Here is a 24,723-nt window from a genome sequence, read left to right on the forward strand (position 1 = left end):
CATGACACGCAACATCATCGCCATTTTGCGCGGCATCACCCCAGATGAGGCGGTGCCCATCGCCGAAGCGCTGATCGCTGAGGGCGTCACCAAGATCGAGGTGCCGTTGAATTCGCCGAACCCGTTTGCCTCAATTGCCGCCATGGTCAAACTCTGCGGCACGCGGGCGGTGATCGGTGCCGGGACCGTGCTTGAGACTGCTCAGGTGGCGCAGCTCAAAACCATCGGTGCGCAACTCGTCGTGTCGCCCAACATGGACCCCGAGGTGATCCAAGCGACGAAAGCCGCCGGGATGCTGTCCTATCCCGGCGTGATGACACCGTCGGAATGTTTTGCCGCACTCAAAGCCGGAGCGGATGGATTGAAACTTTTCCCCGGCGCGCTTTTGGGGCCTGAAGGGTTGAAAGCCATCCGCGCCGTCTTGCCCGCGGGCACCGAAGTGCTTTGCGTCGGAGGCGCCGCGCCGGATAATTTTGCCGAATGGGCGGCGGCCAGCGTCGATGGGTTTGGCATCGGATCGGCGATTTACAAACCGGGCGACAGTGTCGATGTGGTCCGCGACAAGGCGCGCAGCATTGTCGCCGCTTATGACGCGGTGTTTGGCCAATGAATGCGCAGGTTTTTGATCCCCGCCCATGTGTTTTGGGCGAAGGGCCACTGTGGCACCCGCTGCGCCAAGAGCTTTTTTGGTTCGACATCATCGCATGCCGCCTGTTGTCCCGTCAGGGCGAGACCACGCGGATGTGGCAGTTTGACGAACATCATTCGGCGGCGGGTTGGGTCGATCATGACACGCTTTTGATCGCCTCGGAGACGGGCCTTTGGCGGTTTGACATTGCAACCGGACGGCGCGATTTGGTTGCGCCTTTGGAGGCGGATCGTTCCGAAACGCGATCGAACGATGGCCGCGCCGACCGGCAGGGCGGGTTTTGGATTGGCACCATGGGCAAGCGCGCCGAACCCGGTCTGGGGGCTATTTATCGCTATTACAAAGGCGAGATTGTGCGGTTGTTTGACGGGCTGACCATCCCCAACGCCATCTGTTTCGCTCCCAATGGGCGCATTGCCTATTTCGCCTGTACCAAGACCGGACAGATCAACCGTCAGGCGCTCGATGCCTCCGGCTGGCCCATCGGCGCATCTGAGGTGTTTCTTGACCTGCGCGACGCGGGATTGAACCCCGATGGTGCGGTGGTGGATGCCGAGGGCGGGATTTGGAATGCACAATGGGGGGCGGGCCGCGTGGCGCGGTATTTGCCGGATGGCTCGTTTGATCGCGCCATATCGGTTGGCGGGGCTCATAGCTCCTGTCCGGCCTTTGGCGGCGCGGATTTGACCACGCTGTTTGTGACGACCGCGCGCGAAGACATCCTGATGCCGGATGCGGCGCAAGGGGTGGTTTATGCCTGTGACGCGGGTATGACAGGATTACAGGAGCCACAAATTATCCTGTAAGGGTCTTATGATGCGCCCAAGCTCTCCAAAATCCGCGTATGTACATCCGCCGGTAGCGCCTGAATGGCGCGTTCAATGGCAAGGCGTTCTTGGTGAGCGGTATGGAGTTGATCAATCAGCGAAATCACCACGCCCAAGGCCGTTTCATCCAGATCCAAATCAAACGACAGATCGCACAGCAATTCCAACCGGGCGATGTCGATCCGCCGAAACACATAGCCCGTCTCACTCCGATCCGGTCGCACAAACTCGGCCTCGATGAAGCGGACAAGTTGGTCCCGGCTCAATCGGGTGATTGTGGTGATCACCTCCTCTTCAGAAAAATGTTCAATCATGAGTGGCCCCCCTTCATCAGATCAATCCGAGGATCAAAAGTGTTTTTGCCGCGCCGCGCCGTCAGGAAGTCCCGCAAATCGGCATCAACCTCGGGCGGGACGACGATTTTAAGCTCGACCTTTTGATCGCCTTTCTCTTTGGCCCCAGCGCGTTCAACACCACGGCCTCTCAACCGCAGAATGCGCCCCGAACTGCTGCCGGGAGGAACGGTCAAATCCACGGGTCCGTGGATCGTTGGCGCGCTGACTTTGCCGCCCAAAAGGGCCTCTTCAATGGTGATCGGTAGCGTCAGGAGAATGTCATCTCCGTCGCGGTGAAACACCGGATGCGAGCGCACGGACACGGTGATCAACGCATCTCCGGCGGGGCCTTGCCCAAATCCGGGCGCGCCCTTACCACGCAGGCGCAAGGTTTGGCCATCCATCGTGCCTTTGGGAATACTCACCGAAAGGGCCTGACCGTCCGGTAAGGTGATGCGCGTTTTCGTGCCCAACACGGCCTCCAGGAACGGCACCTCAAGGCTATAGCGCAGGTCCGCGCCGCGCGCAGAGGCCCCTTGCGCGCCAAACCCGCCGCCGCCGGATTGCCGCGCACGGTTGCGCAGGATTTCGGCGAAAATATCGGCCGGGTCGGACTGCGCGCCAAAGCCGCTCCGTTGCCGATAGGTATTGTCAGAGGTGTCCGCAAAATCGCGGTAATATTGGCGCGGGGGCCGCTCCGCCCCCTGTGCATCAATCTCGCCCGCATCATAGCGCGCGCGGGTTTCGGGCTTTTTCAAAAGATCATAAGCCGTCCCAATCGCTTTAAACCGATCTTCTGCACCGGGATCATCCGGGTGCAGGTCAGGGTGGCTGGTGCGCACCAGTTTGCGGTAGGCTTTTTTGATCTCATCTGCGGTTGCCGACTTGGTGAGACCTAACACTTTGTAGGGATCATCGGGCATCTGGGTTCCTTATCGACCATTGTGGCGTCATGATAGCGCGGTCCCGTAAAAATGCTTACTCATCTGCCTTGCGATTCGCCAGATATCTGGCCAATACGAACGCCGCCGTGAAAGCCACGAGCGACGGTAGGGTTTCGATGTCAGGGTCTGACGGCGCAGGTTTGAGCGCGCGGTGTGGGGCAGGCTGCGGATCTGGCGTTTTGGTCCGTTCGAGGCGAGCCTGATGGGCGGACAGCGCCAAAACGACGGCCGCACAGACGATCAAACCGAGCCCCATCACAAGAGATGCCATGCGTGGGCCGACCTCTGCGCTCAACGTCATATAGGCCCAAAGCAACACGAAGCAAACGCCCACACCCGCTGTCAGACCAGCGATCACAACCGCCAGTGCTGACCAAAGAAGCTTGCGCGCGCCATCTTTGACGTCACGCTCCGCGCGGTGCAAAAGAGAGCTGAACATTGATCTTAACGCCGCGACAGGGCGCCAATCACCAGCCCGGCAAGCGCGGCAAGGCCAATGGCCATAAAGGGATGTGTGGCGACCGATGTTTCAAGCTGCTCCTCTGCGCTGCGGCCTTTGCGTTCGACATATTTTTGTGCTTCATCAAAGCCTTCGGCAATATCAGCGCCCATGTCGCGCCCTTGCTTTGTTGCCGTTGCGCCGACTGATTTTGCAAGCTTTGCAATATCTTCGCGCAAAACGGCCAATTGCTTGGTCAGTTCTTCGAAATCATTGGCAACAGAGGCAGCATCGGGGGTGTTGGTTTCACTTTTCATCGAAAACTCCTTTGGAGATATTGGACCGGGAGGAAGGGAAAGGCAGAGGCAAACGTCTCGACGGCCTGCACGGTGCTTTGACCTTGGAAGGACACATCGGAGCTGTCAACCGCAGCCCCGGTATTGTGAACACGTTGGTCGCGGTCGTGACGACGCTCTCTTTTGGCCTCCCGAGTACGGATGTGCACTGATCGGGGTTAGCGCGAGAGGCGCAAAAAAGGGGCAATAGACGCGAAGTCAAATTTTGGCCCAAATGGAGCGGGGCTTATGGCTTTCCTCTCCTGTCCGGGGCGCAGATCCCGATATGGAAAGATACGCCTTAATACGCCTTAATACGCCTTATCAGAGCATGGCCATCAGACTGCGCAACTCGTTGAAACAAGATGTCGCCTTTTGGCGTAGGTCAACGCGTATGGTAAGCCGTTTCTCGGTCAACCGGACCTGTTTCTTACCACGTCACACACCACCGCCCTTTATTTCCTTGTTTGTCACCAATCGCAGTCCGAGATGGGCAGGCGGGCTGCCGACAGCGCAGCCGCCGCGGGCCGGGTCGCGGACCAGAAACGGGATCGCGGCAACATGTTCGCCGCCGGCAAAAAAGGCCGGGCAACGATCGCGGTCGATGATGCCTCCACCGTCACCGGCAAAGCAATCGTCAGTCCATTCCCACACGGAGCCATCAAGATCGACAATGCCCTCGGGGCTGACGGAAAAACTGCCTTGTCGCACCAGACGCCGCGGCGCGAGGCCTTCGATCAGATAGCTGGAAGCCCAGCTCAACGCTGGATCTGTGAAGATCGGGTCCGGCTCTTCGGGCAAAACATCTTTGGCCATGAAATCCCATTCCTCTGCCGTCGGCAGTCTGAAGGGATGACGCGCATGACGGTTGATCCAGTCCAGGTACTGGTTGACGTCTACGAAATTCAGCCCGGTGGCCGGAAGGAACACGGGGTCTTCATGTGCAGGCGCGCGCAGTTCCAGATCACAGGCGCCATCGGCGTGACACTGATTCCATTCGGCCACAGTCACTTCGAATTTCTGCACGAAAATCTTATGGTCGTCGGACAGCACGACCGCCTGTTCGGCCATCTCGGGCACATAGGACCAGTCGGGGCCGCGCAGCATCCACCACGCGCCCCCGACGAGCGTGACCGTCACCATACCTGCCACGATCCTTGGAAGGGACGCAAAGATCACATCAGATACGGAAACGGTCATTGGTTTGGCCCCTCCTTAGGCTTCAATACTCTTCGGAGCGACGACTTGTTCCATCAGGGCGTTGTTCCATTCGCCTTCGACGACGAAATGCGCGGTGGCACCAAGAAGAGCCGCCTCAATGAGGTTGTGGTTCACATAGGCGTAAACCCCCGGCTGTTCGAACGTATAGAGCGCCGCCCCGGCTGAGCCGCCCCGGATGAACCAGCTTTCAAGACCTGTCTGAGGGGCGTCAGAGAAGGACCCGGCTTCCCAGACATGGTTGCCATGGCCGCCAATAAGGTGTGGACGGGTGTCGCGGTTGGCCTGATTGTGGATCATCAAGACGGTTTCTCCGACCTTGGCCTTCAGCGCGTTCTCACCTGTCAGCGCTCCAACAGAGCCGTTAAACACGGAATGGGTCGGGGTCAGCGTGCGCATGGCATCAATGCTGTCGGCGTAGTCTTCGCCGGCTGTCTCATATGTCTTGTAGTCGCCATTTTCGTCGAGTGGCAGGTAGAAATCCTGTTCGCCGATATAGGCGATGTGGTCGTATGTGAGCGCGTTGCCATCGCGGTCTTTCAACCCATCTCGCGGCAACACCATCACCGCACCGTTCATCCCATGGGTGACGTGATAGGGGATCATCGCCCCGCCCGGTGCACAGTGATAGGTGAACACGCCCGGTTTGGTGGCTTTCCAACGCAACACGGTTTCCTCGCCGGGGAAGACATGGGTCAACCCGCCGCCGCCCAAGGCACCTGTGGAGGCGTGGAAGTCGATGTTATGTTCCATCATCGAATCCACCGGGTTGCGCAGGGTCAGTTCGACATAATCACCCTCATGCACGATGACCAGCGGACCGGGGACGGAACCGTTGTAGGTGAGTGCCCAAATTTCGGCACCCGTGTCCTCATCCACTGTCAACAGCACCTCTTTTGTATCCATGGTGATTTCGACGATTTTGGGGCCGCTGGTTGCCACCTGTTCGTGGACCGGGGCAAAGGGTGGCGCGACAAGGTCCTGTTTCACGCGGGTGTATCCCGACAGGTCCACTTTCGGCGCGACGGCCTGAGCCTGAGCTTCGGCCTGAATGAACTGAGGCGCGGCGGCGCGTGGGGCGGCCAGAGGCGCGGATTTGTGCACCGGTGTCGCCAGAGCGGCACCGCCAACAGCGGCCGCGGCACCGGCAAGAAGAGAGCCGCGCAGCACATTGCGACGATTGGTTTTCACGAGGCCGGGGTTGATATATGTGGTCATGAGACCCTCCAAGATTTTTATGGATTGTTGTGTCTTGTGCGTTGGGCCTTAATTTTGTTCACGGCAATGTTCAGAGTTTGCCGAGTTGTGTCTCAAAGCGTTCCTTGGCCTTTTTCGGCAAACGCCCGGCAAGGAAATCATCAGGTGCGGCGGCATCGCCGACTTTGATCGTCATCACCATGCCCATCGCGAAATGCGGATTGCATTTGACGGCATAGACACCTTCGGCATCGAAGGTCACATCGAGTTCCTGGTTGATCTTACCTTTGAAGGCCTCGGCTCCGGCAGGGATCATGCCATCGACGCTTTCGGCATTATGGGCTTTGTCCGTGGGAATGAATTTGACGGTATCACCGGGCGCGATCTGCACGAGGTCGGGTTCAAAAACCATTGTGCCATTGTCGCTCTTGTTGAGCATATGCACTTCGAACACCTCCGCGTTGGCTACGCTGCCAAGCAAAGCGGCGAGAGCCAGTCCAGAAATCAGGGTACGAAACATTGTCTGTCCTTTCGGTTGATTTGTTTTCGGCTTATTTATAGACCCGCCTCCAAGGCGAAGTTTGCGGTGGCACAAACTTCTCATCGTTTCTCCCATGCGATACGCATCTATTGGACGCCGCGCTCTAACGTGTTTAGAAAGAACAATGTCTGACACAGCCAAAACATTGCCGCGCCTTGATGAGAGCCTGCTCAGTCATGTGCCGCCCTTCTCAAAGTTGGAAAAGCGGCAGATTCGTGAGATTCTGGACATGGCAAGCGTACGCCGCCTCGGCGAGGGCGTTGCGGTCTTTGAAGAAGGCGCGCCGGCGGAGCGTTTCTATATGTTGCTGGACGGCTATATCCGGGTGATGCGGATCACCGCGACCGGAGAGCAGGTCATCGCTCTCCACATCCCGTCCGGCCAATTGTTCGGCATCGCCAGGGCGATTGGACGTGACACTTACCCGGCGACGTCTGTGACGGCGTCTGAGGCGATCATCTTGAGTTGGCCCATGCGGGTTTGGGACGATTTCGTTGCGCGTTACGACGGTTTCGCCACCGAGACTTACAAGACGCTGGGACAGCGCCTTGGCGAAATGAACAACCGCATCGTTGAGATGGCGACGCAACAGGTCGAGCAACGTGTTGCCAATGCGCTTTTGCGGTTGATCAACCAGACTGGTCGCAAGGTTGAGGGCGGCATCGAGATCGACTTTCCGATCACCCGTCAGGACCTCTCGGAAATGACTGCCACCACATTACATACAGTATCGCGTTTGTTGAGTGCTTGGGAAAAACAGGGGTTGGTGTCGAGTCGCCGCAAGCGGATCACCGTGACCGATCCCCACCGTCTTGTGTTGATGTGCCGGGGTGGGGTGCCGATATAACCGCCTCGCGCAATTCCGCGACAAAGGCGTGCTGATCAAGATGGTATTCTGCACAGGCGTCTTCAACTGTGTGAAAGGGCGTGACGAGACAGCCGACACAGAGCATTTTGTGGCGTAAGAAAACCTGAATCGTCGCGGGCCATGTTTCCATGAGCTCATTCAGGGTCAGATCGGTATTGAGCGGGGATGTCAGAGGCATGGCGCGTCCTTTCCCCGATCAATCTAAAGAGCTGAATGTATCGAAACGTTGCGCCAGCGCAAACTTCGCACATTTCAGGACGGTTACCTCTCTGGTCATCAAGTGACCCAAAGAGAGGCCCACCATGGCTGAAATTCTGACCAAAACGCGGGCGCGAAACATCTTTTACGGAGGATCAATCTTCTTCGTTGTGGTGTTCATTGCGCTGACCGCGCAGAGCCACCGACATATCGTCAAAACGTCTACCGCAGGGATGCCGCTGACCGAACAGGTCGCGCTCGGCAAACATGTCTGGGAAAAAAATTCCTGCATCAACTGTCACACGCTGCATGGTGAAGGCGCCTATTTCGCCCCTGAGATCGGCAATGTGATGACCCGCTGGGGCGTCGCCGATGACCCGGAAACCGCCTATGAAATCCTCGACGGATGGATGCAGGCGCAGCCTTCGGGCATCGAAGGCCGCCGCCAGATGCCGCATTTCGAGATCACCGAGGAAGAGATGCGCGCGCTCTCTGAGTTCCTGCGCTGGGCCGATCAAACCGACACCCAAGGCTGGCCGCCGAATGACGCGGGCTAAGGAGAATAAACTATGAAATACCAATCCCAATCTGTGGCGAAAGCCTATTTCTACTGCGCCATGGCGCTGTTTGGCATTCAGGTGCTGGGCGGGCTTTTGGCGGGCTGGATCTACGTTTCACCCAACACCCTGTCCGAGATCGTGCCTTTCAACGTGATCCGCATGATCCACACAAACGCGCTGATCGTCTGGCTGCTGCTGGGCTTTTTCGGCGCGGCCTATTTCCTCGTTCCCGAAGAATCGGAACGCGAACTGTACTCCGTCAAACTCGCCTATCTCCAATTGATCATTCTGATGGTCGGCACGCTGGGCGCGGTCGGTTCCTACCTTGTCGGCATTCACGGCGGTCGTGAGTTTCTCGAACAACCCTTATGGGTGAAATTCGGCATTCTTGTCGCGGCTGTCATTTTCTTGTTCAACATCTCGATGACGGTTCTCGCCGGGCGCAAAACCGCGATCACCAACGTACTTTTGATGGGGCTGTGGTTGTTGTGCCTGTTGTGGGTCTTCGCCTTCATCAATCCCGATAACCTGAGCCTCGACAAAATGTATTGGTGGATGGTCATTCACCTCTGGGTCGAAGCCACATGGGAACTCGTCATGGCCGCGATCCTTGGCTATCTGATGCTCAAGCTCACTGGCGTAGACCGCGAAGTGGTCGAAAAATGGCTCTATGTCATCGTCGCCACCGCGCTGTTCTCCGGCATCCTTGGCACCGGCCACCATTTCTACTGGATCGGTACGCCGGGCTATTGGCAGTGGATCGGGTCGATCTTCTCCACCTTCGAAGTCATCCCCTTCTTTCTGATGATGTCCTTCGCCTTCGTCATGGTCTGGAAAGGGCGCAAGAATCACCCGAACAAGGCCGCGCTTCTGTGGTCGCTCGGGTCCTCCACTGTGGCTTTCTTTGGTGCGGGCGTTTGGGGATTTTTGCACACGCTGCATGGGGTGAACTTCTACTCGCACGGCACACAGATCACCGCCGCCCATGGTCACCTTGCCTTCTACGGGGCTTATGTCGCGCTCAATCTCGCCATCTTTACCTACGCCATGCCGATGCTGCGCGGACGTGATCCCTATAATCAGGTGCTTAACATGGCGTCCTTCTGGCTGATGACCGGCGGCATGACCTTTATGACCTTCGTGCTGACCTTTGCCGGGACGATCCAGACCCATATGCAGCGTGTGCTGGGCGAAAATTACATGGATGTTCAGGACAGCCTGTCGCTCTTCTACCTGATGCGCTTTGGCGCGGGGGCCGCAGTGGTCGTCGGGGCGCTCCTGTTCATCTACTCGCTCGTTGTGGTGCGCAAACGTGAGGTGATTCAACCCGGCCCAGCACAACCCGGCCCAGCGCAATCCGTCGCAGGAGAATGACCATGACCCTCGATCTTTCACCCACGCCCCCCGATCTGCCGTTCTATCAGCCAACGGGTATGGAATGCGGCCTGTTCGAAACGGCTTATGAAAACGGTTTGCCCCTTCTTCTGAAGGGGCCGACCGGCTGCGGCAAAACCCGCTTTGTCGAATATATGGCCGCAGTTCTGGGCAAGCCGATCTATACCGTGGCCTGTCACGACGATCTCTCTGCGGCCGATCTGATCGGGCGCTACCTGCTCAAGGGTGGTGAAACCGAATGGGTTGATGGGCCACTGACCCGCGCCGTGCGTGAGGGCGCGATCTGTTACCTCGACGAGGTGGTTGAGGCGCGCAAGGACGTCACCGTGGTGCTGCACCCGCTGACGGACTCGCGCCGCACTCTGATGATCGACCGCACGGGGGAGGAGCTTGCCGCACCAAAGGGTTTCATGCTCGTTGCCTCCTACAATCCGGGCTATCAAAACGTGCTCAAACGTTTGAAACCCTCGACCCGTCAACGGTTCCTTTCGATCTCTTTCGACTTCCCGGAGCCAGAGGTGGAAATTGCGGTGGTCAGTGCCGAAAGCGGGCTGGAACCCGGACGTGTCGCGCCATTGGTGCGGCTCGCAGGGCATATTCGCGCCCTGTCCGGGATGGATCTTGAAGAGGGCGTGTCCACCCGGCTTCTGACCTATGCGGCGCGGCTGATGGCCAGCAATATGAGTGTCGATCAGGCGATTCAGGTCGCCATCATCGAACCGCTCACCGATGAACCGGATGTGCAGCAGGCGCTGCGTGATCTGGTCTCGACGATCTACGGATAGGAGCCGCGCCATGCGTTTGATGGACCTGATGGAACCGGAAGAGACGGTGGGCAACCTGTGGCACGATTTGGCCAAAGACATCGGTGCCGACACAAGGTTCCCGGAGGCGGGCGTGACTTTTTCCTCACTCCGCCCCTCTCTGACGGTGGTGTTTCGCGCGCTGGGTGGCGATGCGGGGGTGGAGCTTGTCGAAGCCGCCCCAACACCGGTTCGGCATCGCATGGCGTTGCGCCGCAAACTCGGGTCCGCCCGCGAAACAGAACATGTGGCGGCCTTTGATGGCGAGCGCCTGCGCTTGCCGCCGGTCATTGATGTGTTTCCAGAAGTGCGCCTCAACCGCGCGGCGTATTTTTGGCTCATCGCTTTGGCGGCCGTGAGCGGTCAAGAGATGCCGGATTTGCCTGTGGAATCTGTGGGCCCGGCGATGGATTGCGCGCAAATCCGGGCCAATGCGCAGGCCTGCGATCACGCCTATCTGCGCTGTCCCGGTCTGCGCAGGGCCTATCGTGACCTTGCACTTTTGTCCCTCGGACGCCGCACCAATCTGGCGCGCCCTCCCGCCGAAGCCATGATGGAACAGGCGTTGCGGGATCAGCTGGGTGGGGAGGTCTCATCCCCCGCCGCGCTGCCAAGCGAAACGGGCACCTATATGCCGCTCGCTCCGGTGCCGATCTGGCTGCGGTTCGAACGTCTGACATCCGGTCGTGGTGCGAGCGAGGATCAGGCTCAGAGCAAGACTGCCGCCCCCGGTGCGGCCAGCACCAAACGCAAGCTCGGCGAGCGTCGCGATCTCGATCAGACGCGGCGGCGCGACAGTTTTATCATCCACAGGTTTGAATCCATTCTCTCTTGGGTCGAGTCGATGAACATCAACCGCTCGGTTGACGATGACGACGAAGAGAACGCCGCCAAGGCAGCGGATGATCAGGACCAGATCACTCTGAGCAAACACAATCGCAAGGCGGCGACCCGGCTTCGGCTGCATCTTGATCTCTCTCCGGTCGATGCCGAACATGAGCGGCTGGCGGGCACGCATATTTATCCCGAATGGAACCACCGCACCCGCAGCTATATGGAGGGCCATTGCCGCGTGCTCGAAGCCCCTGTTGCCGTTGGCCCCAATGACGGGTTTCGGGCCGATCCGCGCCATATTCGCGCGGTGCGGCGGCAATTCGAGGCGCTGCGCCCGAAACGCATCCTGCGCCCGCGTCAAATCGACGGTAGCGAATTGGACCTCGACGCGGTGATTTGCAACCGCACTGACATCATTGCCAGCGGTCGTGGGACGGATCGCATCTGGCAACAAGCGCGCCAAGTCGACCGCGATCTGACGGTTGCCTTCCTGATTGACACGTCGCGCTCGACCGAGGCGGCGATTGGCGACAGTTCGGTGATCAATGTGGCCCGTGAGGCCATGTCGGCGCTCAGTGCCGGGATCGACGCCGCAGGCGACCGGTTCGGCATCTGGGGGTTTTCCTCGCTCCGGCGCGACCGGGTTTTCCTTGCGCGGGTCAAAGGGTTTTCCGATCCGATGGGATTTCCTGTCCAAGACAATATCGCCGCGCTCAAACCCGGCCATTTCACCCGTCTCGGCGCGGCGATCCGCCATGTCAGCGCGGAATTGGCAAAAGAAAAGGCCAGCCACAAGCTGTTGATCGTTTTGACCGATGGCAAGCCCAACGATCTTGATCATTACGAAGGCCAGCACGGCATCGAAGACAGCCATATGGCGGTGCGCGAGGCGCGCCGGGCCGGGCTGTTGTTGCATGGGGTGATCATCGACGAAGACGGGCAGGACTGGTTCGCCCGCATTTTTGGCCGGGGCGGGTTCACGCTTTTACCCCATCCCGAGCGGCTCTTGCGGGCCCTTCCCGATATTTACCGCAGTCTCACACAGGAGAGTTGATATGCGTTTTCTAATCCTTCTCATCGCCCTCATCCCCGTATCGGGTTTTGCCGAGGCGTTCGACCGCCCAATCCCACAGGCGCAATCCGCCACGGCGGAACTTTGGTTCTTTCTCGCCACATTGGCACTGATTGCCGCACTGATTGCGGTGGCGCGGGTGGTGGCGCGGCGATGACCCGACACGGCACGGGGCACTGGAGCGCGGCACGCATCGCGCTGCTGCTCTTTCCTTTCGGTTGGGGTGCTTTTGCGGTGAATGTTTTTTTCGCCTCGCTCATTGGGTCGTGGCTTGGCTTGCCGGTTGCGACCACCTCGGTGTCGTTGGGGCTTGGCGCGCTCATCGCGCTGCCTGCCACCTATGCCTTTGCCTGTCATATCCGACGCCTGATGGATGCTGCCGACACTTGAAAGGAGTTTGAGAATGCCCGTTTCTTCCACTGAACAGATGCGCCGTTGGACGGGGCCAGCCCTGTTTTCCTATGGGTTTCGCCCGTTTTTCCTCTTTGGATCGCTTTGGGCCGCCTGTGCCATGTGCCTGTGGATTCTGGTCTTGTCCGGGGCGCTCACCCTGCCGTCACGGCTTGATCCGGTGAGTTGGCACGCCCATGCCTTTCTGTTCGGGTATCTCGGCGCGATCATCGCCGGGTTCCTTTTGACGGCTGTTCCCAACTGGACCGGTCGCCTGCCGGTGGTCGGCACGCCCCTGATCGGGGTGTTCGCGCTCTGGGGGATAGGGCGTATCGCCATGCTGTTTTCGGGGCTGATCCCTTTCGGCTATGCGGTCGCCACCGACCTTGCCTTTCCACTGGTGCTCGGGGCGTTCTTGCTGCGGGAGATCGTTGCGGGGCGGAATTGGCGCAACCTGCCCGTGTTGCTCCTGCTCATGGTGTTTACCCTCTCTGACCTTCTGTTCCTTTTGGAGGCCGGGCGCGGGGGCAATGCGGCGACGGGTTTCGGAATGCGGCTGGGGCTTGGCTCGGCGTTGATGATGGTCGCCTTGATTGGCGGTCGGATCATCCCGTCTTTTACCCGCAACTGGTTGGTGAAGGCGGGACATGTGGCGCGTCCGGTGCCGCCGATGCAGCGGTTTGACAAAGCCACATTGGCCCTGAGCGCTCTGGCGCTTTTGGCATGGGGGGCGGCGCCGTCGCATGTGATCACCGCACTTCTCCTTGCTGTGATCGGCGTGTTGCACCTGATCCGCCTGAGCCGTTGGCAAGGGCTATTGACCCGGCGCGAACCGATTCTGATTGTCTTGCACATGAGTTATCTCTGCTTGCCGCTCGGGGCTTTGGCTGTCAGCGCCTCGATCCTGTGGCCGGAGCTGTTGGCGGGGCCTGCCGCAGTGCACCTGTGGACCGCAGGCGTGATTGGTGGGATGACGCTGTCGGTGATGAGCCGTGCCTCGCTGGGCCATACCGGGCGCGCCCTGCAGGCCAGCCGTGGGACCGTGGCGATCTACGTCGCGCTCTTTGCCGCCACAATCCTGCGGTTTCTGGCCGGGTTTGTGCCACTGACCGGGCTGTATCAGCTTTCGGGAGGCTTTTGGATTGTGGCATTTCTGGGCTTCGCCATACAGTATGCCCCGATGCTGTGGTCTGCGAAACGGTCCCATTGAGGAGGTCTGTGACATGAACTGGGTTGCCTATGGGGCGATGTTCGCGTTGTTTTTGTTCAGCCATTCGATCCCGACCCGCCCCGCCGTCAAACGCCGGGCGGTGGTGGCGGTGGGCGCGCGGGGCTTCACCATTCTATACTCGCTTCTGTCGCTGGCCATGCTTTTGCTGCTGATCCGTGCGGCCAACTGGCCCGATCCGGTTCTGTTGTGGCCACAATCTGCGGTCACTCTGACTGTGACACGAATCGGAATGCTGGCGGTCTGCATGATATTCGCCCTGTCGCTTGGGCGGCCGAATCCCTTTTCCTTCGGAGGGGCAAAGAATGACGCGTTTGATCCGTCGCGACCGGGTTTCGTGCGGGTGCACCGTCATCCGCTCTTGTTGGGGTTTCTGCTTTGGGCAGGTTTGCATCTGTTGCCCAATGGCGATTTGGCGCATGTGTTGCTGTTTGGCGCACTGGGCGGGTTTGCCATCCTTGGGATGAGGCTTCTGGATCGGCGGCGGCAAAAAGAACTGGGGATGCAGACATGGCAGACCCTGCGGCAGCATGCAAAACGTGCGCCCCTGCGGACGGTCTTTGCAAAGGGCGATGTCAGGCGGAGTGTCTACGCGCTGTTCGCCTATTGTGGCCTGATTGCTGGCCACAGCGCTTTTGCGGGCGTTTCTGTGCTTTGGTGATCCTCTGAGTGATCCTTGGTCGAACTACGAAGACGGGTGTTGAAACCACAGGTCTTTGTCAGCACCCATCGTCAGCACTCATTGGGGCAGCGGCTTGCACCGCTGCCCCGTGCAAAAGGCGACTTAGCCCTTGGCGCGATACTCTTCCGGCAACACAAACACTTCGTCAGCGCGGCCGTACCCACCATCCTTGACCTCTTCGATCAGGACCATTGTGTTGGGGCGCACGACCTCTCCAAAGAGCCCAACCAGCAGGTCGGTTGTCTTGTGGATCAGGTCTTCTTTCTGTGCCGTGGTGAGGGAGTCTTGTGGCAGTTTGTAGTTTGCAAATGGCATTTGGTCGTCCTTTCAAGGGGAGGGGGGTTAGATCACGCCGCCATTGGCGCGAAGGGTTTGGCCACTGATCCAGCGGCCATCAGGGCCAGCGAGAAAAGCCACAGCGGCAGCGATGTCATCAGGCGTTCCAAGACGCCCAAACGGGTTCATGTTCTTAATGCTTTCGACCAAGGCATCGGGTTTCCCGGTCATGAAAAATTCGGTGTCCACCGGGCCGGGCGCGACGGCGTTGACGGTGATCCCACGCGGGCCAAGTTCTTTTGCCAACACATGGGTCATCGCCTCGACGGCGGCTTTGGTCGCGGCATAGAGGCCGTAGTTTGGCTGGTAGAGACCAACGACGCTGGAGGACAGGCTGACAATGGTTCCGCCCTCCGTCAGGCGATGGGCGGCCTCGCGCATGCCTCTGAAGACGCCCGCAAAATTGACGGCGCATTGTGCGTCAAAGTCATCATCTGTCGCGGTGCCAATCGGGCCGCCGCGCATGATGCCTGCATTGTTGATCAGACCGCTGACGGGTCCGAAGGCCTGTTCAGCAGCGTCAAACACCTCGGCCATGCAGGATGGCTTTGCGACATCGCCTTGGACCGCAATCGCTTGGCCGCCCGCCTCCTTTATCGTTTTGACGACGCGATCAGCACCGGCTTTGTCACGCGCATAATTTATCAGAACAGCATGGCCGTCCCGAGCAAGGCGCAGTGCGATGGCCGCACCGATCCCTTTGCTGGCGCCAGTGATGATTGTGTTTTGAGTAGGGTGCTCCATGTCGATCTCCGGTCTGTTGTCACGGTAGATAAACCGGAATAGATTCCAGATAATCCGGCGATAATTGGAATGATAATTCGGGAATGGCGAACAAATGATAGACCGCCTTGCGACGATGCGCCTTTTTGTCCGTGTTCTGGAGCGTGGCAGTTTTACCAAAGCCGCCGCCGATCTGAACATTCCGCGCTCAACCGCCAGCGAAGCCATTCAACGGTTGGAGCGCGATTTGGAAAGTCGCTTGCTCGACCGCACGACACGACACATCGCCGCCACGCCCGATGGTGCGGCCTATTACCAACGCTGCCTGTCGATCTTGGCCGATTTGGAGGAGGCAGAAGGTGCTTTGCGTGGACACGAACCTTCGGGCCTTTTGCGCATTGATGCCCCTGGCACACTCACACGGGTCTTTTTATTGCCGCGCCTGTCGGGGTTCCTCGCCCGATATCCCAAGATCACCTTGCAACTTGGTCAGACGGAACGATTGGTCGATCTGGTGCGCGAAGGGGTCGACTGTGTCATCCGCGCTGGAGAACCGGAGGACAGCACCATGATGATGCGGCGACTCGCCAGCATCCCGGAAATCACCTGTGCCAGCCCCGAGTATCTCGCAAAATACGGCACACCGCAGTCCGTCAAAGACCTCGACGGTCATCGTATGGTGGGGTTTTTGTCGTCGCGAACCGGAACGGCGATGCCGCTTGAGTTCAAAGTTGGGACGGGTTTTGAGGAAGTTTCTTTACCAGCGACAGTGACGGCCAATGACGCAGACACGGTGCATCACTTGGCAAGGGAAGGATTCGGCCTCGTGCAAGCACCAAAGTATCGTTTTCTGGATGACCTTGAGGCTGGGAGACTGGTGGAAGTCTTGACCAACGCGCCACCCCCACCCATTTTCCTCGCCGCCTACTCACCCCAGAACCGACAACTCTCCCCCAGAGTACGGGTGTTTCTGGATTGGGTGGTTCATGTGTTTGAGGACGCGGCCCTGTAAGGTGCTGTCTCGACGAGGTTCGCCCCGGTTATTTCACCGCATCCACACCAAAACTATCACGCCATTTTTCGATAAAGCGGGCGCGCCTGTGTCGATCCATCGCCACAAGCAAGGTCGGCCCAATGGGAATGTAGCGCGTCGCACTTTCGTTTGCGGCGGTTTCATCGCTGTTGCTGTCATGAATGAGCGTGCTCTGGGACAACAGGGCGCGGCCTCGGGGCGACAGGAGAAAGTCCAAAAACCCGCCCGCCGTAGCACCTTGGTGCGCGCCTTTTTGGATCATAAAAGCGCGCGACAAAAACAACGTGTAATCTTCGGGGTAAATCACGCCCAAATTCTCATGCGGGACGGTATCAACATAAGAGCCCAACACATTATAGGCGATTTTATATCGGCCACTGTCGACCCCTTCGATGATTTCCGCCGAACAACAGGTTGCCACCGCATCGACGCGGGCGAAGCCTTCCAAAAGCCCGCCAAAGGTTGTGGCCTCCTGGCTGTCCATAAAGGCAAAGAGAAATCCAAGGCCGGAGGCTTCCACATCATAGGTGGCGATTTTACCCATAAAGTCGTCAGAGGAACGCCGCATCAAATCCAACAATGCAAAGCGCGTGCGCGGGGCGTCCTCAGCCGAGACCAGATCGGTGTTGTAGATGATCACAGCGGCTTCGCGGGTGATCCCCCAAAGTTCGTCGCGCCACCGACGCGCGGCGGGCAATTGGGCTGTGAATTCAGATTGATAGGCGCTGGCACAGGCACGATTGACCAAATCCACCATCTGATGCACCCCGGAGGAAATCACCACATCCGCAGGCGTGGCTGTCCCCTCACAGGCCGCAAGGCTGTTGGCATACAGCGCGTTGGACCCCCATTGTTCATAGGCGATTTCGACGCTTGGGTTGGCCGCGACAAAGGCCGCCAAAGCGGGGGCAAAAATCGAAATATCGGTGGTGGAGCGCACCACGAGAACGGTGCTTGGCGTGGCGTCTTTGGCAATAAATCTTTGGCTGGCCTCTTGGCCGATCGCTGGGGCGGCAATGAGGCACAGCACCATCAAACTCAAACGCCACAGAGGCGATACATCTCCCATCATACCTCCTCCACGCTATGGTCCGCAGGCAAGGCCAGACTGACACGAAACCCTTGATCATTGCGCGCCATATGCACCTTTCCTTCGAATGCCTCGGCCACAGCGCGCACAATCGAGAGGCCCAATCCCGCGCTGTTGCCCTTTGACGCGGCGGAGCGTTCAAACCGTTGGCCGATGGTGTCGATCACATCGTCGGCCGGGCCGGAACCCGCGTCCTGGACCCAAATCTCGCCTATGCCCTGATCGGCACAGACCCCGATGGTGATCGGTGATGTGCCATGACGCAGCGCATTCGCCAGCATGTTTTTCGCCGCTTCACTCAATGAAATTTCATCGGCCATCACGATCACCGCCACATCCCCGATCTCTAATCGAACCTCGGCCTCCGGGGCCAAAACTTCGTGGTCGCGATCCTCAAAGACCTTCAGCGCCACGTCGCGCAAATCCACAGCGGAGGGCGGGGCGTTATCTGTGCGGTGGATGACCATGGCGCGCGACAACATTTGGTCCAACAAAGTGCCCAAAGAGCGTGTGCGCCGCACCAAGCGCTCCAGCCGTTGGGTGCGATGCGCGGGATCGTCTTCTATTGCCAATTCCGCCTGCGCCCGGATCGCGGCCACAGGGGTGCGCAACTGATGCGCGGTGTCGGAAATCAGATGTTTCATCGCGCCGACTTGTCGGTCCAGACGCTGCATAAAGCGGTTCATCGCATGGACCATGACGACAACCTCGGCGGGCCCGTCGGCGGTCATGGGCGTCAGGTCATAGGGATCGCGTTGCGACAGGTCACGGGTCAGGATTTCGAGCGGTCGCATGGCTGAGCGGATCACTAAAAAAGCCCCTAAAAGCAAAGCGATACCGCCAATGCCCGTGACCAGAACCGCGCCCTTGGTCAGGTCCAGCGCCATCGCATTGCGCGCCCGCAAAGTCTGTCCGACAAAGACAAACACAGCGCCGGAAAAATCCCGCTCCGAGAACCGCCTTGCCACCGTGACAAACCGCGCGCGTTCGCCTTGTAGTGTGCTGTCGAAAAACGCCGGCGTGGTGAGCGTGTCATGGGTGAAATCGCGTGCAACAGCGCCCGCGTAGCCGGTCAGAACCTCGCCCTGTGGGCCACGCACTGAATAAAAAATCCGATCATCCGCCGCCAGGGACAAAAGGCCAAAGGCCGAGACCGGAATATCCGCAATCGGCGCGCCATTCACGATGTCGATTGATTCCGCGATGTCATTGGCCGCACCCAGTAAAATCCGATCAAAGGATTGCCGCGCTGCGTTTTTGCCGTAGGCAAAGGCGGCGATCGTCACCAAAATGCCCCCCACTGCCAAAAGCGACAAGACCCCGCCCATCACCCGTGACAGCAGTGTGCGTTGACCGTTCAGTGCGACCATGTGGCTATTCATTCTGGAAAATCCGATAGCCGACACCGCGTTGGGTTTCGATCTTCACAGAGGAGGCTGCGAGCTTTTTGCGCAGCCGCGCGATGTAGAGTTCGATGGCATTTAGTCCCACATCGGCGTCATCAAAGGCGAACAACCCGTCATACAGGCGTTTCTTGCTCAGGGCCACCTTTTGATTGCGCAACAACAGCCCCAAAAGCGTGGCCTCGCGCCGGGTCAGATTCAGCGGCACACCCTCAAGTGTCGCATTCAGGGTTGCGAGCGAAAATGTCAGCGGTCCCAAAGAGATGGCATCCGATTTCTGATCCGCTTCACGCCGCACAAGGGCGCGAAGGCGGGCTTCCAATTCGCGTTGATCAAAGGGTTTGACCAAATAATCATCGGCCCCAAGATCAAGCGCGGACACCCGGTCATCGACGGAAAACAATGCGGTCAGCATCAACACCGGCGTACGGTCACCGCGCGTGCGCATGTCGCGCAACAGCTCGGTGCCGTTGCGGTCGGGCAGGTTGATGTCGAGCACAATCGCATCATAGCGCTGCACCGCCAGAAAATCCTCCGCCGCCTCACAACTCTCGGCGATGTCACAGGCCATGCCGGATTTGTCCAACCGAATGGCCACGGCTTCGGCCACATCGGCCGCATCTTCAACGATCAATATCCGCATGGTCCTCCGATCCTCCCGCGTCATAGGCCCGCGTGATCTGCCGTGACAGGTTCATGACAGCTTTGCAGTCTACACATCCTTCATAGCCATTCGCGAGGAGACCGCAAACCTGCGGTGCGTTGGCTTTAGGACTTCGGGCGGCCTTACAGCCCGACAGACATGAATGTGGAGGAAAATACACATGATCATCAAGGCCACTCGCCTCACCGTTGCCGCAGCTTTGCTTGGCGCATCCACCTTTGGCGCATTTGCTGAGGGTTTCACCCCAGAGAACCCTGAATGTATCGCCCCCGCCAACCCCGGTGGCGGCTGGGATTTCACCTGCCGTCAGGTGGGGAAAGCACTGCAAGACCTCGGCCTTATCGAGAAAACCATGCAGGTCGTGAACCTCGCCGGGGGCGGTGGTGGTGTGGCCTATGCCGAAGTCGTCAACAAGCGCGCCGATGACAACGATCTGATTGTGGCCGCCTCCTCTGCAACAGCAACCCGTCTGGCTCAGGGCGCATTCCCCGGCAACACCATGGACCAAGTCCGTTGGTTGGCCTCGATTGGTGCCGATTACGGCGTGATCGCCGTCGCCAAAGACAGCGATATTGCCGATCTTCCGGCGCTGCTTGAGATGATCAAAACCGATCCGCGCTCTGTGTCCGTTGCGGGCGGGTCCGCCGTGGGCGGTTGGGACCACCTCAAGGTCCTGATCGCGGCCAATGCTTATGGCATCGACGATGTGCGTACCGTGAAATACATCGCTTTTGATGGCGGCGGCGAGGCGGTGACCCAGCTTTTGGCTGGCTCTGTTCAGGCCTTCACCGGCGATATTTCCGAGGCCAAAGGCTTTGTCGACAGCGGTGACATCCGTGTGCTCGCCGTGCTCTCGCCCGAGCGTCTTGGTGGTGAATTTGCCGAATTCCCGACGGCAAAAGAGCAGGGTGTGGATGCCATCGGTGCCAACTGGCGCGGCTTTTATGCGCCGGGCGACATGAGCGACGAAGCCTATGACGCATGGGTCTCAAAAATCGCTGATCTCTATGCCACACCTGAGTGGAAAGAAATCATGGCGAACAACGGCATGGCACCGCTTGACCTGCAAGGTGCCGCCTTCGAAACATTCGTCTCCGAGAGCGTTGCGCAAATTCAGGCGATTTCGAAAGACATCGGCATCATCAAATAAGCCATTTGGTTTGTGATGATGTGACGGGCGCCGCATCTGTTGCGGCGCCCAGCTCATATCCCCACCGGTCCGTTTCCACATCCTCCAAAGGAGATCCCCATGAGTGATCGTATTTTTGGTTTGGTTGGCCTGCTTATTGCCATCGGCTTTGCCTTTGCCGCCTTGGCGATTGAGGAAAGTTTCCTCTCCGATGCCGTTGGTCCCAAAGCCTTTCCGCTGATCATTGCCACCATCCTCGGCCTCAGTTCCATTGCCATCGCACTTAAGCCCGACGACGCGCCCACTTGGCCAAGCCTCGGTCGCTTCGCGGAAATTCTCGCGGCGGCTGTGGTTATGATGCTGTATGCAGAATTGCTTCCCGTCTTGGGCTTTGTGATCGCCACGGCCTTTGCCGCCGCCTATCTGACATGGCGGCTTGGATCGGGCATGGTGGCCACCGTGCTGACCGGTGTCGGCACCTCGGTTGGGATTTATGTCATCTTTCACCTCGTGCTTGGCCTGTCGCTCGCGCGCGGCCCGCTTGGGTTTTAAAGGACCACCATCATGGACACTTTCATGTCTCTCGCGGACGGTTTTGCCATTGCACTGACGTGGCAGAACATCCTTTTGGCCCTGTTGGGCTGTTTTCTTGGCACCATCATGGGCGCGCTTCCGGGCCTTGGTCCGTCAAACGGCGTGGCGATTTTGATCCCGCTGGCCTTTACCCTTGGTCTTGGGGCCACGCCCTCGCTGATCTTGCTGACGTCTGTCTATTACGGGGCGATGTATGGCGGGCGGATTTCGTCCATCCTGCTCAACATTCCCGGCGATGAACCGGCGATGATGACCTGTCTCGACGGCTATCCAATGGCGCAAAAGGGCATGGCGGGGCAGGCGCTGTCGCTTTCTGGTATCGCCTCTTTCGTCGGTGCGTTTTTTGCCACTTGGGGCCTGATTTTCCTTGCGCCGCAGCTCGTTAAAATTGCGCTCTTGTTTGGCCCTGCCGAATATTTTGCGCTGTTCGCCTTGGCTTTTATGACCTTGGGCGGCGTGTCTTCGACCAACCAAGCCAAATCGGCCTTCGCCGCAGCACTCGGTCTTGGCTTTGCGATGATTGGCGTTGACACCCAAACCGGCGTGCCGCGCTTTACCTTTGGCGAAGTGCACCTCTATGACGGTTTGGATTTCCTCGTCGCCATCGTTGGCCTGTTTGCGCTCTCCGAAGTGTTCATCTTTTTGGAGCACCGTCATGGTGACGCAGACGGCACGGCGTCGAAAATCAAAGTCGGACGTCTGACGCCGCCACTTTCAATGCTCAAACAAACCACGCCGACGATGATCCGCTCCACGCTCTTGGGCTTCTTGGCGGGGGTCTTGCCGGGGGCAGGGGCCTCGCTCGGGTCTTTTATCGCCTATTCGTTTGAAAAACGGTTGGTGGACAAGGACGGCAAGACCTTTGGCAAAGGCGATCCGCGCGGCGTGGCCGCGCCCGAGGCCGGCAACAACGCTGCCGCCGGTGGCGCGCTTGTGCCGATGTTGGCGCTGGGTGTGCCGGGGTCAGGCACCACGGCCGTGTTGTTGGCGGTGCTGTTGTCGCTCAATATCACGCCGGGCCCGCTGTTGTTCTCGCAAAACCCGGATGTGGTTTGGGGTCTGATCGCGGCGCTTTTCATCGCCAACTTCATGCTTTTGGCGATGAATATCCCGATGGTCGGCCTGTTCACCCGCGTGCTGATGGTGCCGCCGCGTATCTTGATGCCGGTTGTCGCCATGGTGTCTTTCGTCGGCATCTACGGCATTTCGGGGTCGTCCTTTGACCTGTTGGTCATGGTGGGGTTCGGCATGTTGGGTTGGATCTTGCGCAAATTCGATGTGCCTCTGGTGCCGATCATCCTTGGTACCTTGTTGGGCAATGCGATGGAAAACAACCTGCGCCGCGCGATCACCATCGACAACGGCAATTGGTTGACCTTGGTCGATAGCCCGCTGTCGATCACATTGTGGGTGATCGCCATCGTCGGGTTTATTTTGCCGCTGATCATCGGTCGCAAAGTGAAATCGAAAATGCACGCCCGGCGTGACGAAGAAGGCTCTCTTGCCGACTGAAGCAAAAGACTGGCGGGCGTTTGTGCTCAAATCGCAAACGCCCGCTTCTTCCTACGGCTCTGTTTTGCCGCAAGACTGAAATCACGCCTCTAGGCTGGAGTCCTCCAGGCGGGATTAAAGGGCGAGGCCCTCCCGGCGGGTTTTGAAGTCCATCACATGTTGATCCAGCACGCTCCGTGATGGTGCTGACACTTCCGCCAGCGGCATCCGCACCAAAGCGGTATAGAGCCCGGCATTGGACAGAACGTATTTCACCGGGGCGGGGCTGTTTTCGATAAACATGGCATCGGCGATGTCGCGCAGGGCCTCGTGAATGTCCAAGGCGCGCAAGCGATCCCCTGCCTGCCAGGCTTTGTACAGCTCAACACAGATTTCCGGGTCATAGTTCGAAAACACCGAGGTCAGACCACAAGACCCAAGCGCGTAAAACGCCAGCGCCAGACCGTCATCGCCACAGTGAATAGCCAGACCGGGCGCGGCCGTGCGCAGATCGGTCACGCGCGACGGCGCGCCTCCGGCTTCTTTGATCGCGACGATGTTGAGGTGACGCTGGGCCAGGGCACCGGCGGTGTCCGGGGCAATCTCGACCCCCGCCCGACCGGGCACAGAATAGAGCACGACATCGGCTGTGGTTGCATCGGCCACCGCAGAGAAATGGTTGAGCAACCCCTGTTGTGAGGGCTTGTTGTAATATGGAGTGACGATCAAAACGCCATCGACGCCAAGTTCGGTTGCGCGCTGTGTCGCGGCTATCGTTTTGGCTGTGGAATTGGACCCGGTGCCGGCCAAAACATAGGCTTTGCCCTTGGCGCGTTTGACCGTATGCGCGATGAGCGCATCGGCTTCCTTAGAGGTGAGGGTCGCCGCCTCGCCTGTGGTGCCGACAGGTACGAGGCCAGTGATGCCAGCGGCCAGTTGGCGGTCAATCAACCTGTCAAAAGCGACCCAGTCGATATCGCCGGATTGGGTGAAAGGGGTGATGAGGGCGGTGAAAACACCGTCAAAGCGAGACAGATCGGACATGGGATTCTCCATTAGGATGCAAGCAAATCTTTGGGGGCGTAAAGGCCATTGGCGCGTCCAACGAGCCAAAGGGCGGCCTCAACCGCACCGGCGGCATAGGCGGCGCGGGTGCGCACATTCAGTTCAAGGCGCAGCGTGGCGATTTTGTAATCCAGAACAACGGTGGTGATACCAGCCGTATCCCCGATGCGCTGGATGTCGAGATCGACCTCTTTGCCGGTGATCTCAGCAAGCTCGGCACTCAGCCGTTTGGTGGTGCCGGAGGCGGCCATTTTCTTGTCGGCTTTATAGACCTCTCCCACCGTAATCGCGGCCTCTGGCAAGGCTTTGCTCAGGGCAAGGGCTGCGGCGGCGAAGGCTTCAAACCCTTTGGTGAAATTGGCGCCGATCAAGAGGGCGCGGTGGTTCGCTTCGGCGTGAAGGCGCGCGGTTTGATCGGCGGAAAAACCTGTTGTGCCAATGATCACTGGCAAAGAGGTGCCTTGAAGATGGTCCAAAAGTGTCATGACCGCATCCGGTGTGGAAAAATCAATCACAACATCCGTGCCTGTGAAATCGGCTTCGGCCAATGTCAAAGTGGAGCCTGTGCCAGAGGCCGATATCGCCTGTGCCAGGGTGGCGTGGTCTGTTTCCGTCAGCAGGGCGCAGACCTCGCGCCCCACTTTACCTGTCGCGCCAAAAACCGAAATATGTGTCATCTG

30 protein-coding genes are annotated in these 24,723 nt (G+C 58.9%); 15 read left to right on the forward strand and 15 right to left on the reverse strand.

Annotated features, from left to right (window positions below):
- Position 1: 1 nt before the first annotated feature.
- The gene (locus tag BLT54_RS11500) at positions 2-610 is read left to right on the forward strand and encodes a 2-dehydro-3-deoxy-6-phosphogalactonate aldolase (protein WP_074645116.1); all 609 of its coding nucleotides are present in this window, start codon (positions 2-4) and stop codon (positions 608-610) included.
- Complete coding sequence (locus BLT54_RS11505) at positions 607-1,455, forward strand: SMP-30/gluconolactonase/LRE family protein (RefSeq protein WP_074645119.1); 849 nt, start codon at positions 607-609, stop codon at positions 1,453-1,455. Before BLT54_RS11500 ends, BLT54_RS11505 begins: the two co-directional genes overlap by 4 nt.
- 5 nt (positions 1,456-1,460) lie before the next feature.
- Here the strand turns inward: BLT54_RS11505 and BLT54_RS11510 are convergent, their stop codons facing one another.
- The 7 genes from BLT54_RS11510 to BLT54_RS11540 all read right to left on the reverse strand — a co-directional run bounded on the left by BLT54_RS11510 (position 1,461) and on the right by BLT54_RS11540 (position 6,464).
- Entirely contained in the window at positions 1,461-1,790 is a 330-nt protein-coding gene (locus BLT54_RS11510; RefSeq protein WP_074645122.1) for a hypothetical protein, read from the reverse strand.
- Positions 1,787-2,734 (reverse strand): DnaJ C-terminal domain-containing protein, encoded by a 948-nt coding sequence (locus tag BLT54_RS11515; RefSeq protein WP_074645124.1) that lies wholly within the window; start codon positions 2,732-2,734, stop codon positions 1,787-1,789. Before BLT54_RS11515 ends, BLT54_RS11510 begins: the two co-directional genes overlap by 4 nt.
- A gap of 55 nt (positions 2,735-2,789) precedes the next feature.
- On the reverse strand, positions 2,790-3,194 hold the full coding sequence (locus BLT54_RS11520; RefSeq protein WP_074645127.1) for a phage holin family protein: 405 nt from the start codon (positions 3,192-3,194) through the stop codon (positions 2,790-2,792).
- A 5-nt stretch (positions 3,195-3,199) separates the two neighbouring features.
- On the reverse strand, positions 3,200-3,511 hold the full coding sequence (locus BLT54_RS11525) for an ElaB/YgaM/YqjD family protein (RefSeq protein ID WP_074645129.1): 312 nt from the start codon (positions 3,509-3,511) through the stop codon (positions 3,200-3,202).
- 456 nt (positions 3,512-3,967) lie between these two features.
- On the reverse strand, positions 3,968-4,729 hold the full coding sequence (locus BLT54_RS11530) for a formylglycine-generating enzyme family protein (protein WP_074645131.1): 762 nt from the start codon (positions 4,727-4,729) through the stop codon (positions 3,968-3,970).
- Between the two features lie 15 nt (positions 4,730-4,744).
- Complete coding sequence (gene nirK / locus BLT54_RS11535) at positions 4,745-5,965, reverse strand: copper-containing nitrite reductase (protein WP_074645133.1); 1,221 nt, start codon at positions 5,963-5,965, stop codon at positions 4,745-4,747.
- 70 nt (positions 5,966-6,035) lie between these two features.
- Positions 6,036-6,464, reverse strand: coding sequence for a pseudoazurin (locus BLT54_RS11540; RefSeq protein WP_074645135.1), 429 nt, complete (start codon positions 6,462-6,464; stop codon positions 6,036-6,038).
- A 145-nt stretch (positions 6,465-6,609) separates the two neighbouring features.
- On the opposite strand from BLT54_RS11540, the gene BLT54_RS11545 reads away from it, so the two are divergent.
- Positions 6,610-7,332 carry a Crp/Fnr family transcriptional regulator gene (locus BLT54_RS11545; RefSeq protein ID WP_143026801.1) on the forward strand — a complete coding sequence of 241 codons (723 nt, stop codon included), beginning with the start codon at positions 6,610-6,612 and terminating at the stop codon, positions 7,330-7,332.
- Here the strand turns inward: BLT54_RS11545 and BLT54_RS11550 are convergent.
- Positions 7,274-7,531, reverse strand: coding sequence for a DUF1858 domain-containing protein (locus BLT54_RS11550; protein WP_074645138.1), 258 nt, complete (start codon positions 7,529-7,531; stop codon positions 7,274-7,276). The genes BLT54_RS11545 and BLT54_RS11550 overlap by 59 nt on opposite strands.
- A gap of 124 nt (positions 7,532-7,655) precedes the next feature.
- On the opposite strand from BLT54_RS11550, the gene BLT54_RS11555 reads away from it, so the two are divergent.
- The 8 genes from BLT54_RS11555 to BLT54_RS11590 are packed head-to-tail and all read left to right on the forward strand — an operon-like array spanning position 7,656 to position 14,494.
- Positions 7,656-8,108, forward strand: a complete 453-nt coding sequence (locus BLT54_RS11555) for a c-type cytochrome (RefSeq protein ID WP_009570072.1) — start codon at positions 7,656-7,658, stop codon at positions 8,106-8,108.
- A gap of 12 nt (positions 8,109-8,120) precedes the next feature.
- The gene (locus tag BLT54_RS11560) at positions 8,121-9,485 is read left to right on the forward strand and encodes a cbb3-type cytochrome c oxidase subunit I (RefSeq protein ID WP_074645139.1); all 1,365 of its coding nucleotides are present in this window, start codon (positions 8,121-8,123) and stop codon (positions 9,483-9,485) included.
- Entirely contained in the window at positions 9,482-10,291 is an 810-nt protein-coding gene (locus tag BLT54_RS11565) for a CbbQ/NirQ/NorQ/GpvN family protein (protein ID WP_176832872.1), read from the forward strand. Before BLT54_RS11560 ends, BLT54_RS11565 begins: the two co-directional genes overlap by 4 nt.
- A gap of 10 nt (positions 10,292-10,301) precedes the next feature.
- Positions 10,302-12,197 (forward strand): nitric oxide reductase activation protein NorD, encoded by a 1,896-nt coding sequence (locus BLT54_RS11570; protein WP_074645142.1) that lies wholly within the window; start codon positions 10,302-10,304, stop codon positions 12,195-12,197.
- Between the two features lies 1 nt (position 12,198).
- Positions 12,199-12,372, forward strand: a complete 174-nt coding sequence (locus BLT54_RS11575) for a protein NnrT (RefSeq protein ID WP_074645143.1) — start codon at positions 12,199-12,201, stop codon at positions 12,370-12,372.
- Positions 12,369-12,605 carry an NnrT protein gene (locus BLT54_RS11580; protein ID WP_074645145.1) on the forward strand — a complete coding sequence of 79 codons (237 nt, stop codon included), beginning with the start codon at positions 12,369-12,371 and terminating at the stop codon, positions 12,603-12,605. Before BLT54_RS11575 ends, BLT54_RS11580 begins: the two co-directional genes overlap by 4 nt.
- 13 nt (positions 12,606-12,618) lie before the next feature.
- A complete protein-coding gene (locus tag BLT54_RS11585) occupies positions 12,619-13,815 on the forward strand; it encodes an NnrS family protein (RefSeq protein WP_074645146.1) in 1,197 nt (398 codons plus the stop codon).
- Positions 13,816-13,828: 13 nt separating this feature from the next.
- Complete coding sequence (locus BLT54_RS11590; RefSeq protein ID WP_074645147.1) at positions 13,829-14,494, forward strand: NnrU family protein; 666 nt, start codon at positions 13,829-13,831, stop codon at positions 14,492-14,494.
- 123 nt (positions 14,495-14,617) lie between these two features.
- On the opposite strand, the gene BLT54_RS11595 is transcribed toward BLT54_RS11590, so the two are convergent.
- A complete protein-coding gene (locus tag BLT54_RS11595) occupies positions 14,618-14,830 on the reverse strand; it encodes a tautomerase family protein (RefSeq protein WP_074645149.1) in 213 nt (70 codons plus the stop codon).
- 27 nt (positions 14,831-14,857) lie between these two features.
- Positions 14,858-15,595 (reverse strand): SDR family oxidoreductase, encoded by a 738-nt coding sequence (locus BLT54_RS11600; RefSeq protein WP_074645150.1) that lies wholly within the window; start codon positions 15,593-15,595, stop codon positions 14,858-14,860.
- A 94-nt stretch (positions 15,596-15,689) separates the two neighbouring features.
- Between BLT54_RS11600 and BLT54_RS11605 the strand changes: the two genes are divergently transcribed.
- Complete coding sequence (locus BLT54_RS11605) at positions 15,690-16,586, forward strand: LysR family transcriptional regulator (protein WP_143026803.1); 897 nt, start codon at positions 15,690-15,692, stop codon at positions 16,584-16,586.
- A gap of 28 nt (positions 16,587-16,614) precedes the next feature.
- Here the strand turns inward: BLT54_RS11605 and BLT54_RS11610 are convergent, their stop codons facing one another.
- From BLT54_RS11610 to BLT54_RS11620, 3 genes are read right to left on the reverse strand one after another with little or no spacing between them, the layout of a single operon-like run.
- Positions 16,615-17,679 (reverse strand): ABC transporter substrate-binding protein, encoded by a 1,065-nt coding sequence (locus BLT54_RS11610; RefSeq protein WP_245708000.1) that lies wholly within the window; start codon positions 17,677-17,679, stop codon positions 16,615-16,617.
- Entirely contained in the window at positions 17,676-19,067 is a 1,392-nt protein-coding gene (locus BLT54_RS11615) for a sensor histidine kinase (protein WP_074645153.1), read from the reverse strand. The genes BLT54_RS11610 and BLT54_RS11615 overlap by 4 nt, the downstream gene beginning before the upstream one ends.
- 4 nt (positions 19,068-19,071) lie before the next feature.
- Entirely contained in the window at positions 19,072-19,743 is a 672-nt protein-coding gene (locus BLT54_RS11620) for a response regulator transcription factor (RefSeq protein ID WP_074645155.1), read from the reverse strand.
- A gap of 181 nt (positions 19,744-19,924) precedes the next feature.
- Here BLT54_RS11620 and BLT54_RS11625 point away from each other — a divergent pair, with 181 nt between their 5' ends.
- From BLT54_RS11625 to BLT54_RS11635, 3 genes are all read left to right on the forward strand, one after another.
- A complete protein-coding gene (locus BLT54_RS11625) occupies positions 19,925-20,914 on the forward strand; it encodes a Bug family tripartite tricarboxylate transporter substrate binding protein (protein ID WP_074645156.1) in 990 nt (329 codons plus the stop codon).
- A gap of 99 nt (positions 20,915-21,013) precedes the next feature.
- Positions 21,014-21,445: a tripartite tricarboxylate transporter TctB family protein gene (locus tag BLT54_RS11630; RefSeq protein WP_074645157.1), complete on the forward strand. Its 432-nt coding sequence runs from the start codon at positions 21,014-21,016 to the stop codon at positions 21,443-21,445.
- A gap of 12 nt (positions 21,446-21,457) precedes the next feature.
- Positions 21,458-22,999, forward strand: coding sequence for a tripartite tricarboxylate transporter permease (locus BLT54_RS11635; RefSeq protein ID WP_074645159.1), 1,542 nt, complete (start codon positions 21,458-21,460; stop codon positions 22,997-22,999).
- Positions 23,000-23,113: 114 nt separating this feature from the next.
- On the opposite strand, the gene dapA is transcribed toward BLT54_RS11635, so the two are convergent.
- Entirely contained in the window at positions 23,114-24,022 is a 909-nt protein-coding gene (gene dapA, locus BLT54_RS11640; RefSeq protein ID WP_245708001.1) for a 4-hydroxy-tetrahydrodipicolinate synthase, read from the reverse strand.
- 11 nt (positions 24,023-24,033) lie between these two features.
- Entirely contained in the window at positions 24,034-24,720 is a 687-nt protein-coding gene (locus tag BLT54_RS11645; RefSeq protein ID WP_176832873.1) for a dihydrodipicolinate reductase C-terminal domain-containing protein, read from the reverse strand.
- Between the last annotated feature and the right edge of the window lie 3 nt (positions 24,721-24,723).

The organism is Celeribacter baekdonensis (assembly GCF_900102315.1).
GTDB lineage: Bacteria > Pseudomonadota > Alphaproteobacteria > Rhodobacterales > Rhodobacteraceae > Celeribacter > Celeribacter baekdonensis.

Excerpts from the sequence above, each read along its gene's own strand:
- BLT54_RS11500 (WP_074645116.1), top strand. The coding sequence starts at position 2 with ATGACACGCAACATCATCGCCATTTTGCGCGGCATCACCCCAGATGAG.
- BLT54_RS11505 (WP_074645119.1), top strand. The coding sequence starts at position 607 with ATGAATGCGCAGGTTTTTGATCCCCGCCCATGTGTTTTGGGCGAAGGG.
- BLT54_RS11510 (WP_074645122.1), bottom strand. The coding sequence starts at position 1,790 with ATGATTGAACATTTTTCTGAAGAGGAGGTGATCACCACAATCACCCGA.
- BLT54_RS11515 (WP_074645124.1), bottom strand. The coding sequence starts at position 2,734 with ATGCCCGATGATCCCTACAAAGTGTTAGGTCTCACCAAGTCGGCAACC.
- BLT54_RS11520 (WP_074645127.1), bottom strand. The coding sequence starts at position 3,194 with ATGTTCAGCTCTCTTTTGCACCGCGCGGAGCGTGACGTCAAAGATGGC.
- BLT54_RS11525 (WP_074645129.1), bottom strand. The coding sequence starts at position 3,511 with ATGAAAAGTGAAACCAACACCCCCGATGCTGCCTCTGTTGCCAATGAT.
- BLT54_RS11530 (WP_074645131.1), bottom strand. The coding sequence starts at position 4,729 with ATGACCGTTTCCGTATCTGATGTGATCTTTGCGTCCCTTCCAAGGATC.
- nirK (WP_074645133.1), bottom strand. The coding sequence starts at position 5,965 with ATGACCACATATATCAACCCCGGCCTCGTGAAAACCAATCGTCGCAAT.
- BLT54_RS11540 (WP_074645135.1), bottom strand. The coding sequence starts at position 6,464 with ATGTTTCGTACCCTGATTTCTGGACTGGCTCTCGCCGCTTTGCTTGGC.
- BLT54_RS11545 (WP_143026801.1), top strand. The coding sequence starts at position 6,610 with ATGTCTGACACAGCCAAAACATTGCCGCGCCTTGATGAGAGCCTGCTC.
- BLT54_RS11550 (WP_074645138.1), bottom strand. The coding sequence starts at position 7,531 with ATGCCTCTGACATCCCCGCTCAATACCGATCTGACCCTGAATGAGCTC.
- BLT54_RS11555 (WP_009570072.1), top strand. The coding sequence starts at position 7,656 with ATGGCTGAAATTCTGACCAAAACGCGGGCGCGAAACATCTTTTACGGA.
- BLT54_RS11560 (WP_074645139.1), top strand. The coding sequence starts at position 8,121 with ATGAAATACCAATCCCAATCTGTGGCGAAAGCCTATTTCTACTGCGCC.
- BLT54_RS11565 (WP_176832872.1), top strand. The coding sequence starts at position 9,482 with ATGACCATGACCCTCGATCTTTCACCCACGCCCCCCGATCTGCCGTTC.
- BLT54_RS11570 (WP_074645142.1), top strand. The coding sequence starts at position 10,302 with ATGCGTTTGATGGACCTGATGGAACCGGAAGAGACGGTGGGCAACCTG.
- BLT54_RS11575 (WP_074645143.1), top strand. The coding sequence starts at position 12,199 with ATGCGTTTTCTAATCCTTCTCATCGCCCTCATCCCCGTATCGGGTTTT.
- BLT54_RS11580 (WP_074645145.1), top strand. The coding sequence starts at position 12,369 with ATGACCCGACACGGCACGGGGCACTGGAGCGCGGCACGCATCGCGCTG.
- BLT54_RS11585 (WP_074645146.1), top strand. The coding sequence starts at position 12,619 with ATGCCCGTTTCTTCCACTGAACAGATGCGCCGTTGGACGGGGCCAGCC.
- BLT54_RS11590 (WP_074645147.1), top strand. The coding sequence starts at position 13,829 with ATGAACTGGGTTGCCTATGGGGCGATGTTCGCGTTGTTTTTGTTCAGC.
- BLT54_RS11595 (WP_074645149.1), bottom strand. The coding sequence starts at position 14,830 with ATGCCATTTGCAAACTACAAACTGCCACAAGACTCCCTCACCACGGCA.
- BLT54_RS11600 (WP_074645150.1), bottom strand. The coding sequence starts at position 15,595 with ATGGAGCACCCTACTCAAAACACAATCATCACTGGCGCCAGCAAAGGG.
- BLT54_RS11605 (WP_143026803.1), top strand. The coding sequence starts at position 15,690 with ATGATAGACCGCCTTGCGACGATGCGCCTTTTTGTCCGTGTTCTGGAG.
- BLT54_RS11610 (WP_245708000.1), bottom strand. The coding sequence starts at position 17,679 with ATGATGGGAGATGTATCGCCTCTGTGGCGTTTGAGTTTGATGGTGCTG.
- BLT54_RS11615 (WP_074645153.1), bottom strand. The coding sequence starts at position 19,067 with ATGGTCGCACTGAACGGTCAACGCACACTGCTGTCACGGGTGATGGGC.
- BLT54_RS11620 (WP_074645155.1), bottom strand. The coding sequence starts at position 19,743 with ATGCGGATATTGATCGTTGAAGATGCGGCCGATGTGGCCGAAGCCGTG.
- BLT54_RS11625 (WP_074645156.1), top strand. The coding sequence starts at position 19,925 with ATGATCATCAAGGCCACTCGCCTCACCGTTGCCGCAGCTTTGCTTGGC.
- BLT54_RS11630 (WP_074645157.1), top strand. The coding sequence starts at position 21,014 with ATGAGTGATCGTATTTTTGGTTTGGTTGGCCTGCTTATTGCCATCGGC.
- BLT54_RS11635 (WP_074645159.1), top strand. The coding sequence starts at position 21,458 with ATGGACACTTTCATGTCTCTCGCGGACGGTTTTGCCATTGCACTGACG.
- dapA (WP_245708001.1), bottom strand. The coding sequence starts at position 24,022 with ATGTCCGATCTGTCTCGCTTTGACGGTGTTTTCACCGCCCTCATCACC.
- BLT54_RS11645 (WP_176832873.1), bottom strand. The coding sequence starts at position 24,720 with ATGACACATATTTCGGTTTTTGGCGCGACAGGTAAAGTGGGGCGCGAG.